Source organism: Cyanobium sp. LEGE 06143 (genome assembly GCF_015207535.1).
In the GTDB taxonomy this organism is placed as follows: domain Bacteria; phylum Cyanobacteriota; class Cyanobacteriia; order PCC-6307; family Cyanobiaceae; genus NIES-981.
In genome coordinates, this window is the sequence record NZ_JADEWP010000080.1 from 1 (window position 1) to 10,413 (window position 10,413).

Genomic DNA, 10,413 nt, shown 5'->3' on the forward strand with positions numbered 1-10,413 from the left:
GGGGTGGAGTGGGGACCTTGGAGGGAACCTACCTGAGCAGGTCTGGGCTTCAGGCGGCTGGCAGGGCTTCAGCGGCCGCTTCGTCACAGACCCTCTGGCTGCGCTTCTCATCCCGCTGGAACACCAGCACGGCCAGGGGGGGCAGGCACAGATCAAGGGAGTGCTCGTAGCCGTGCAGGGCCCAGTCCTCGGTGCAGCGGCCGCCGAGGTTGCCGAGGTTGCTGCCGCCGTAGCGCTCGGCGTCGGTGTTGAACACCTCGTTGTAGTAGCCCTCCACAGGCACACCGATGCGGTAGTGGGAATGGCTCTGGGGTGTGAAGTTGGCCACCACCACCAGCCAGTGACCCGTGGCACTCTCGCGTCGCATGAAACTGATCACGGAGTGGCGGTTGTCACTGCAATCAATCCACTGGAAGCCGTACTCGTTGAAGTCGTCGCCCCAGAGCGCCCGCTCGGAGCGGTAGAAGACGTTGAGGTCGTCCACGAGGTGCTGGATGCCCTGATGGGGGGCGTGGTTGAGCAGGTCCCACTGCAGGTCACCCCACACATTCCACTCGGAGCGCTGGCCAAACTCCATGCCCATGAAGATGGTCTTTTTACCGGGGTGGGTCCACATGAAGGCGAGCAGGGCGCGCAGGTTGGCGAACTTCTGCCAGTCGTCACCCGGCATCTTGTGCAGCAGATGGCTCTTGCCGTGCACCACCTCATCATGGCTGAGCGCCAGCATGAAGTTCTCGGTGTAGGCATACCAGATCGAGAATGTGACGTTGTTCTGGTGGAACTGGCGATGCAATGGATCCAGCTCGAAATAATCGAGCATGTCGTGCATCCAGCCCATGTTCCACTTGAGGTTGAAGCCGAGGCCGCCGATGTCGGTGGGCTGGGTCACCATCGGCCAGGTTGTCGACTCCTCGGCGATGGAAAGGGCTCCCGGGAAGTGCTGGAACAGCACATGATTGGCCTGCTGCAGGAACAGCACCGCTTCGGTGTTCTCGCGGCCCCCCTGGTCGTTGGCCAGCCACTCGCCATCGGGGCGCAGGTAGTCGCGGTAGAGCATCGAGGCCACCGCATCAACGCGAATGCCATCGATGTGGAACTCCTCAAACCAATAGATCAGATTGGCAACCAGGAAGTTGCGCACCTCATTGCGGCTGTAGTTGAAGATCAAGGTGCCCCATTCCTTGTGCTCACCGATGCGCGGATCGGCATGCTCGTAGAGGTGGGCCCCATCAAAGAACGCCAGCCCATGGGCATCCTTGGGGAAGTGGCCGGGCACCCAGTCGAGAATCACGCCCAGCCCCTCGGCATGGCAGCGGTTGACGAAGGCGCGGAATTCATCCGGTGTGCCGTAGCGGCTGGTGGGGGCGTACCAGCCCGTCACCTGGTAGCCCCATGAGCCATCGAAGGGATGCTCGGAGATCGGCATCAGCTCGATGTGGGTGAAGCCCCGGGCCTTCACGTAGGGAATCAGCCTGTCGGCCAGTTCCGGATAGGTGAGAAGCCGTGCTCCCGGTTTGAGATCTGCGGCCTGGATCGGCGTTCTGGCCAGGCCGTTCTCTTCCAGAAAGGGCTGCTCGGCGCTGCCGTGCATCCAGCTGCCGAGGTGCATCTCGTACACCGAAATCGGCTGATCCAGCGGATTGCGGCTGTCCCGCTGGCCCATCCAGCCGTCGTCGCTCCAGGCGAAGTGACCCAGCGGCTCCACGATCGAGGCATTGGCGGGCCGCACCTCGTGGCGGAAGCCGTAGGGGTCGGCCTTCTGGTAGCAGTGGCCGGCCTGGGAGCGCACCTCGTACTTGTAGATGGCGCCGGCGTCCAGACCCGGGATGAACAGTTCCCAGCAGCCTCCCAGCCGCGACTGCATCGGATGGTGGCGACCATCCCAGTTGTTGAAGGGGCCCAGCACCGCCACGCTACGGGCATTGGGTGCCCACAGGCAGAACATCACGCCGGCGACACCGTCTCGCTCCAGCCGATGGGCCCCCATGCGGTGCCAGATGTGGTGGTGGTTGCCCTCGGCAAAAAGATGGCGATCAAGTTCGCCCATCCACTCGTCGCGGAAGGCCCAGGGGTCGTGGGCCTCATGGGTGAGGCCCCCCCGTTGAACCCGCAGCCGATAGGCCGGTCCGGGGTCGTGGGACAGCTCCGCCTCGAACACCCAGGGGTGGTGGGGTGCGGTCATCGGCAGGCTGAGCTCGCCGCTCAGCAGGCTCACCTGCTCCGCTTCCGGCAGCCAGGCCCGTACCACCCACCGCCCGTCCTCAATGGGCTGGGGGCCAAGCACGGCAAAGGGATGGTCATGGCGGCACTCCGCCAGGCGCCGACCATCGTCGACCATCCACTCCACAGTGGGGACCGCCATTGAGACAATGCTTGGGGGACCTGACCTTAGGCGGCCGCTCCGCCCTCAAGGAGCGGCACCTGGCTGAGCTTCAGCGGGCTGGAGCCGGGGCTTTCTGCGGTGGGTTAGGAACCTGGGGAAAATCCACCCCGGTGATCTCGTTGTTGCTGTTGAGGATCACGTAGAGGTTATCGGTGAGGCGGTTGAACTCGGTGCGGACCAACACGAGCCGAGTGTCGTCGGATTGACTGGCCTCGATCACCCGCACCACCCGCACGAAGTTCCCGGTGCTCCGCTGCAGTTGCAGCCAGCGCGATTGGAGCGTGGCGGTGGTGAGCTCCTCCTGGAGGGGAAGCGAGAGGAAACTGCGGGCGCTGATGTACAGGCCCCGGCTCAGGGAGCGCACAAAATCGGCAGCTACCCGGCTGGCCTTGGCATCGGTGAGATCGAAGTGGTAACCGGTGAGTTCGCCCTCGGGGTTGAGCACGATGAACAGGTCGCGCACGCCATCACTGGTGGTGAAGCTGGCCTCCACGGTGGTGGAGTTGAGGCCCCCACGCACGCTGAGCAGGGCCCAGCTGAGGAGCTCCGGCTGGGTGCGCAGCCTCTCAGCCACCATCTGGGGGCTGCTGATCTCCTTGGACTCCTCGGAGAACTGGGCAAAAAGGAGGTTGGGATCACGGCTCTGCACCGCCTTCATGATCCGGTTCGCCGCTGCGCGGGCCTCTTCCACACTGAGCCCGTTGCCAGCTTCAGGATCGGGCTGTTCAGGCGGTGCCTGGCCAGTGGCGGCGATGCCTGCGCCATAGGCGTGGGCCGGCCGGGAGGCCATGGGGGGGGCACCGGCGAGCAGCAGTATGCCCGTAGCGAGGGTGAGGGCCCTGGCCCGCAGGAGCGGCAAGGAACGCGGGGAGCCCGACGGCAGGGAAAACCGCATCAGCAGCGCTGGGATCAATGGCCACAGTTTGCCCCAGCTTCTGTCCAGGCGAAGGGTGCGATGGTCAGCCTGGACTCCGCCGTGGCCAGCCAGTAGGTGATCACCCGGTGGCGGCTGTCCGCGCCGCCCCAGGGTTGCTCCCCCGTTCCCGGGTTCACGGCCAGCTGGGGCCAGGCCGCTCCAGCCAGGGACAGCCGCAGCCGCTCCCCCGGCTCCAGGCGGCTCCAGAGCGGCTGCAGATGCAGGGTCAGGCAGCGGACCTGGCGGCAGTGGGGGCCCCGTTGGCGCAGCACGCCGGTGCAGAGCTGGCGCACCGCCCCGCTGCGCTCCAGCACCGACAGGGCGGCGCAGAGGTCGAAACCGTCCTGATCAGCGGCAACCTGCAGCTCCAGCCGCGGCCAGCCGGCGATCAGCTCAGGGGCCTCCAGGGGGGCGGAGCTGAAGCAGGCCACGTCGGTGCGCCGATCCAGGTCGCTGCGCTCGCAGAGGCCGGCATCGAGGCCGAGATGCCCACCCCGCCCCGGCACCGGCCGCCAGGGATCGTGCACCCAGCTCACGGGCTGACGCGGCCGGGCCCCGCCACCCCCACCGCCAACGTCGCCGTCGCCAGGAGCGCTGGCCGCCAGCCAGCCCTCCTGCGGGTCCACGGCAGCCASCCCTGCACTGCCGAGCGCCCAGCTGCGAGGCCCAGGGGTCTGCTCCCGGCCACCTGGCGCTTCGCTCGGGCCCCGCAGCCAGGGGCCTCCGCGGCAGTCCTGGAGGGCCACAGCCTGGGCCAGGTCCTGGGCGGCCTCCACGGCAGGCGTCCCAGTGGGCTCCAGGGGAGCGTCCTGGAGGTGGTGGCGGAAAAAGCGCAGTTGCAGCGCATCGAGGCCACCGTCCCAGCACAAATGGCTCCAAGCGCCGAGGCGTAACAGGGGCTGGCCGCCCCGACGGCGGGCCTGCTGCCAGAGATCCAGCACTCCTGAGAGATGGGGGTCGTACCAGCCGCCGATCAGCAGCATCGGCTGGCGCCAGAGGGCATCCGGCGGGCTGTGGCGGCTCCAGGCGGTGGGTTCGCCCGCATCGCTGCTCAACCAGCGCAGGGCCATGCCGCCCGGGTCGTGGCGTTGCAGCAGCTCCGCGCCCGTGCTCAGGAACTGGCCGCTGTCGAGGGCGCCGCGGATCTCCAGCCAGCCCTGGCTGTCGCCGCGGCGACGCAGGCGCTCGGCCGCCAGCTGCAGGCCCCAGCCGAGGCCGAGGGCCCACCAGTGAGCTCCGCCGCTGCTGGCCCAGTGCAGGCGCTCATCGAGTCCGGCCATGGCGGGGGCCAGGCAGTCCGGCAGGGGGCCATCAGCTTCCAGAAGCAGCTGGGCCAATCCCTGGTAGGAGAAGCCATAGCAACCAAGACGGCCGTTGCTGCCAGGCAGCTGCCTGGCCCACCGCAACGTGTCCGTGCCATCGCGGCCCTCCTGGGCGAACCCGGCGAAGTCCCCCTCCGAATCGCCCCGGCCCCGCACGTCCTGCACCACCACCAGGAAGCCGTGGCTGGCATACCAGCGGGGATGGGCGTAAGTGACCGTGGAGGCAATGGCGCGGCCGTAGGGCTGGCGCATCAACAGCACGGGCCAGGGGCCCTCTCCCTCCGGTTCCCAGATCCGGCTCACCAGCCGCACGCCATCCCGGCAGGTGAGCCAGTGGTCCTGGGGAGAAGGCGGACCGGGGCCCTCAGCCTCGGGGACCACTCAGCGGACGTCGGGGCAATGGAGGCCCACCACGTAGGTGGTGAGCACCTCGGCATCGCCGGGGCTCAGGTTTTCCTGTGTGGCGATCACCCTGGTGGCCTTGCGGCTGGTGTACGACACACCATCGACATTCATCTGGCGCAGCTGGGCACAGAGCTTCTTGGCCTTGGCTGGATTGCGCTTGACGCTCTCGAGCAGCTGGGACTGGCTGCGGGCGGGTTGGCTCAGCAGCGGCGGCACCAGGGCCAGGGCCGCCAGCATCAGAGCCACCGCCGGCGCTGCACGGCGACGCCAGGGCTGGCGGGTGAGGGAGAARGGCTGGTTCAAGTTGGACRCGGCCATGGAWCTGGGGATTTCCCGGCTCCCCTCCATTTGAAAGGGCGTGATGCGGTCACTCCCCTGGCTGGGGTCAGTTTCTGGTGCGGCGATCCCGGGCCCGCTGGATCCACTGCCTCAAGCGGGCCAGGCTCAGCATCGGGGCTGCCAGGCCGGTGAGCCTGCGTTGCAGGCGGCCCATCTGCACCAGCAGCCGCTGGGGGTCGGCCTCGGCCAGGGCGCGCCGATCGGGCACGCCGGCGTACAGCAGCAAAGCGGCCTCGGCAGGCTCCAGGCCCACGTCGATCACCAGCCGCGCCTGGCCGCGCAGGCGGATCAGGCGCGCTTCACTGGCCCCACCGGCCCTGCCCAGTCGCCTCAAGGCGGTGTCGTCCAGGCCGGCCAGCCCGCTCCAGCTGCCGATGCCGGCGGCGGTGAGCTGGCGCTCCTCCCGCACGAAGTGGGGGGGCAGGCTCCAGCGGGGCTCCCCATGGGGGCTGGCGTCGCGCTCAGCCAGGGTCGATCTCCACTGTGCCGGTGTTGAGGTTGCGCGTGGCTTCCGCCAGCACCACAGGCGCGTTCAGCCCGGGGCCGATCGCCTCGACCCGGCGCAGCCGCACGTGCACCAGGCCCGTGGGGGTGCTGCGGCCGCTGTTGCGCAGGTTCAGAGCCACCTGCTCCACACTCGGCAGCGCCGCCTCCAGGGGGAAGTCCGCGCTGGCGGTGGCGATCACCAGATCCCCGCCGTTGTCGTACACCACCGGCACGGCCAGGGCGCCCGGCACGGTGACCCGGGGGCGGTAGCTGATCGCGAAGGCCAGGCAGGAGAGGGCCAGCAAGGCAGTGAAGCTGGTGATGCCAACCAGCCGGAAGCGGATGCCCCAGCGCTGCAGGAAGCCGGCGATGGTCAGCAGGGCCAGAACCCCGCTGGCGGCGCCGAGCCACTCCCCCGCGCTGAACAGGATCGGGTCGGTGGACATGGGGCTGGAGGGGGCTGGGCAACGCCGTTATATTGCGCCCGCACAGCGCGATGGCATCCCCGGGGGAATGGCGGTGGTGCCGGATCAGAACCCTGGGGAAGAGCATTCAGAGGCGGCAGGCAAGGCCAGGCAGGCTGCCGATCAGCCAGTTGGGAAGAGACCTCTGCGCTTGGGGCGGCCGACCCCCCTGCTGCTTGCTTCCGTGGCCACGATGGCGGCCACCGGGGTGGTCATCGGCTCCGCCGATGCGCTGCTGGGGGGGGTGTACCGGCGCGTGCAGCCACAGTTGGAGTCGACCCTCGGCCGGGCCCTGGGTCACCCCCTTCAGCTCGGCCCCTACCGCGGCCTGGGCTGGTCGGGATTGATGCTGGGTCCCAGCCGGGTGCTGCCCGGCCCCGACGACGCCTCCACCCTGGACGTGCGCCAGCTGTCGCTGAGCCTGGACCCCCTGGCCAGCCTGCGGCTGCGCCGGCCCGTGCTCCAACTCGGGCTGGTCGGTCTGGAGGCCAACCTGCGCCGCAATGCCCAGGGGCGCTACTGGGTGCTGCCGCCCGGTGATCCGAACGCCGAACCGCCGCGGCTGGATCTGCGGCTGCGGCTGGAGCAGCCCGCCCAGCTGAACGTCGCCCCCGCTGGCGTGAGCCTGCAGGTGGAGGGCAGTGCCGACCTGAAGCTGCACCTTGAGACGATCAAGCTGCGGGCGCTGGTGCGGCCCTCCGGCCCCGCCGCCGGTCAAGACGGCAGCCTGCGGTTGGTGGGGGAGGGCAACTKGGGCAAGCAGAGCGCCAAAGCCCAGCTGCTGAGCCAGGGGTTTCCGCTGCAGCTGCCTGCCCGGTTCCTGGGATTGCCCGGCTCCCTCAAGGGCGATGGCAGCGGCCGGCTCACGTTCTCCTGGCGGGATGGGGGGCCCCAGTGCGAGGGGGAGCTGCGGCTGCAACGGGTGCAGTGGCAGGCCCCGGGCTCCAACCCGCCGCTGAGCCTCAGGGAGCCCCGCCTGCGCTGCAGGGGTCAGCTGATCTCGCTGCCAGCCACCGGCTGGCGCTGGGGTGACTTCGATGGCCGCGTCGGTCTGCAGGCCCGCTGGCAGGGCCAGCAACTCGCCCTCGACACCATGGAAGTGCGCCGCCTCAATTCTTGGCTGCGGGTGCGGGGCGAGCTGGGCAAACGCCTGCAGCTCGACGGCTCCTGGCAGCTGCTGCCCAGCGAGTTGCCCCAGACCCAGGGCACGCCGCCGGGGCTGCTGGGCCAGGCGTTGCGGGGCCAGCTCCAGGTGCGCGGCAGCTGGCCCAGGCCCCAGGTGGAGGCTGCCCTGAGCCAGGCCAGCAACCCCGTGATCGGCTCCTGGAACGGGCTGCTGCGCTGGAACGGCGAGCAGCTGCGCCTGGAGCGGCTGCGCAGCGCCCACCTCACGGCCAGCGGCAGCCTGCCACTGCGTTTCAATCCCGGTCAGCCGCTGCGCCCCGGCCCCCTGGATCTGCGCCTGGCGATCAGCGATTTCCCGCTGCCGAAGCTCAGCGCCGTCGTAGGTACCGACCTCGAAGGGGTGCTCAATGCCTCCGGCAGCATCCGCGGCCCGCTCACAGGCCTGACCCCGGACTTCGCCCTCACCGTGTCCAGCCCGGGAGCCGGCCCCCTGCGGGTGTCGGAAACGTGGTCTGGCGACTGGTTCGGCAACRCCGCAGGAGGCGGGCGGCTGGCGATGCGCGCCGTGGGAACCACCGAGCCGGCCACGCTGGAGGCGAGCCTGGATCGCCGCTGGGTGCCCGAGTCGGTGCTGTTGCGGCGCAGCGGTGGGGCCCTGGCCCTGAGGGGGTCGCCGCGGCTGTACCGCTGGACCGCCGACGCCTTCCCCCTCGATGGCGTGATGCTCACCCTGGGGCCCCGCAGCCAGCGCCAACCGCTGAAGGGAGCCCTCAGCGGCGCGGGGGAACTGGAACTCCAACCCCTCGCCTTCAGCGGCCAGGCCAGCCTGGATCAGCCGGTGCTGATGGGTGTCTGGGCCGAGGAGGCCAGCATTTCCGGCCGCTACACCGAGCGCCGCTATCAGGCTCGCGTCGATGTGGTGCCCCTCAGCGGAGGCGGAGTCGCGATCGACTGGAGTGGCCGCTGGAAGGGACCCTTCCAGGCCACGGTCAAGGGGCGGGAACTGAGGGATCCGCTGGTGCGCCAGCTCCTGGAGGCCTGGCCGCTGTGGCAGGGCGAGGGCCAGCTGGCCAGGGGCACGGCGTCAGATCTCGGCACCTTCCTGATCGACACCCTGGGCGGCAGTCTGGATGGCCAGCTGGCGGCCCTTGAGCTGGCGCGCACGGCCCTGCAGGGGGCCCGCCGCGATCCGCTCAGCGGTCTCACCGTGGCCCAACGGCTGGAGAAGCTGGCGGGACGCTTCGACCTCGATGCCACGCTCACCGGCCCCAGGCTGGTGGACACCCGCGCCGATCTCTCCATCAGGGCCCACCTCTGGCTGCCGGGTCAGGACCAGGACCTGGCCCTCACCAGCGAGCCCGTGCAGGTGACGTTGCAGGGCCCCTTCCGCATGGGCCAGGGCCAGCTCTCGCTCTCCGGCCTGCCCCTGGCCCTGGTGGCCCTGCTCACGCCCGTGCCCGAGACTCTGCGGGGCCGGATCGCGGCTCAAGGGCGTTACAGCCTGGGCGGCGCTGATCCGCAACTCAGCCTGGACTTCGCCCTGGAGGATGGGGCTCTCGGAGAGGCGCCCCTGCTGCTCGAGCGCGGCGCGGTGGCCGTGGCCGGGGACGTGCTCAACGTGGATCTGGCTCTGCGCGCCGAGGGGGCGGAGAGCAACGTCGAGCTGGCGGGCCAGGTGCCGCTCAATCCAGCCAGGGAGGGGCTGGAGCTGCGCCTGGCCAGCCGCGACGACGGCCTGCGCTTCCTCACCGAGCTGGCCCGCCCGGAGCTGGAGTGGAACGCGGGAGGCGGCGACCTGCAGCTGCTGGTGCGCGGCAGCCTCGACGATCCGATCGCCAACGGCTTTCTGCGCTTCCGCGATGCCGCGCTCACCCTGGTGGGCCAGAAGGTGGAGAACCTCCAGGCCACCGTGCTCTTCGACTTCGAACAGCTGTTCCTGCAGGAGTTCACCGCCCAGGTGGGCCCGCAGGGGAGCATCAGCGGCAGTGGCAGCCTTGGCCTGCTGGAGCCAGCCGTCATGGAGGACGGTGAGCCCTCCCAGCTCAGTCTGGAGCTCACGGACGTGCCCTTCGCCCTGCCGCGGGTGAAGGCCGTGGCGGCCGGTTCCCTGCTGGTGTCAGGCAGCCTGGCGGCCCTGGACATCGGCGGCGACCTGAGCATGTCCAAGGGCACGATCAATGTGCAGCCGGAGGGTGCGGCGCCGGCAGCTGGTGACAGCACCACGACGGTGTCGCGTGAGGCGCTCCAGAACTGGGACTTCAGCAGAGCTCTGGACCTGCTGGGGCCTGGCGTGGAAAGCCGGGCGAGCGCCAACCTGCGCGACCTGCTGCCCGCCGCGAGCGTGATCGGTTTCGACGATCTGCGCCTCAGCCTCGGCCCGGACCTCACCGTGGTGGTGCCCAACCTGGCCAGCTTTGCCTCCGAGGGGATGCTGCGCATCAACGGCCGGCTGGATCCCAGCCTGGAGGCGCGGGGGGTGGTGCGGCTCAAGCGTGGCCGCCTCACTCTGTTCACCACCACCTTCAGCCTCGACCCCGAGGCCCCCAACGTGGCGGTGTTCACGCCCTCGGCAGGGCTGATCCCCTTCGTGGATGTGGCCCTGCGCACCCGGGTGTCCGACACCCTCCAGGTGGGTGGCCTGGGAAGCGGCTCCCTGGGGCCTTCGCTGGCGGAGCTCGAAACCCAGGGGGGCGCCGGCACCCTCGATCAGCTCAACCTGGTGCGGGTGTTTCTGTCCGTGAGCGGGCCGGCCGATCGGCTTGCCGACACGCTCGAGCTGCGCAGCAGCCCGCCGCTGCCCCAGGACCGGCTGCTGGCCCTGATCGGCGGCAACTCCCTGGCGGGCCTCACCGAAGGCGGGGCCGGCGCCGCCCTGGCCACGGTGTTGGGCCAGACCCTGCTCGCCCCCCTGCTCGGTAACCTCAGCGAAGCCTTCGATCAGCGGCTCAGCTTCGCCCTCTACCCCGCCTACGT

General features: G+C 69.8%; 7 protein-coding genes. 1 reads left to right on the forward strand and 6 read right to left on the reverse strand.

Annotated elements, in window-relative coordinates; translation table 11 throughout:
* Positions 1-49: 49 nt before the first annotated feature.
* The 6 genes from glgB to IQ216_RS07250 form a co-directional block, all read right to left on the reverse strand.
* Entirely contained in the window at positions 50-2,362 is a 2,313-nt protein-coding gene (gene glgB, locus IQ216_RS07225) for a 1,4-alpha-glucan branching protein GlgB (protein ID WP_193814943.1), read from the reverse strand.
* Between the two features lie 70 nt (positions 2,363-2,432).
* Positions 2,433-3,242: a DUF3887 domain-containing protein gene (locus IQ216_RS07230; RefSeq protein WP_193814945.1), complete on the reverse strand. Its 810-nt coding sequence runs from the start codon at positions 3,240-3,242 to the stop codon at positions 2,433-2,435.
* Between the two features lie 50 nt (positions 3,243-3,292).
* Entirely contained in the window at positions 3,293-5,002 is a 1,710-nt protein-coding gene (locus IQ216_RS07235) for a CocE/NonD family hydrolase (protein ID WP_370566651.1), read from the reverse strand.
* Complete coding sequence (locus IQ216_RS07240; RefSeq protein ID WP_370566652.1) at positions 5,003-5,344, reverse strand: hypothetical protein; 342 nt, start codon at positions 5,342-5,344, stop codon at positions 5,003-5,005. It lies immediately after the preceding gene.
* A gap of 67 nt (positions 5,345-5,411) precedes the next feature.
* The gene (locus IQ216_RS07245) at positions 5,412-5,774 is read right to left on the reverse strand and encodes a DUF4332 domain-containing protein (protein WP_370566653.1); all 363 of its coding nucleotides are present in this window, start codon (positions 5,772-5,774) and stop codon (positions 5,412-5,414) included.
* A gap of 52 nt (positions 5,775-5,826) precedes the next feature.
* On the reverse strand, positions 5,827-6,297 hold the full coding sequence (locus tag IQ216_RS07250; RefSeq protein WP_186696541.1) for a Ycf51 family protein: 471 nt from the start codon (positions 6,295-6,297) through the stop codon (positions 5,827-5,829).
* Between the two features lie 169 nt (positions 6,298-6,466).
* Between IQ216_RS07250 and IQ216_RS07255 the strand changes: the two genes are divergently transcribed.
* Positions 6,467-10,413: translocation/assembly module TamB domain-containing protein (locus IQ216_RS07255; protein WP_193814944.1), on the forward strand; the 3,947-nt coding region annotated here is incomplete at its 3' end.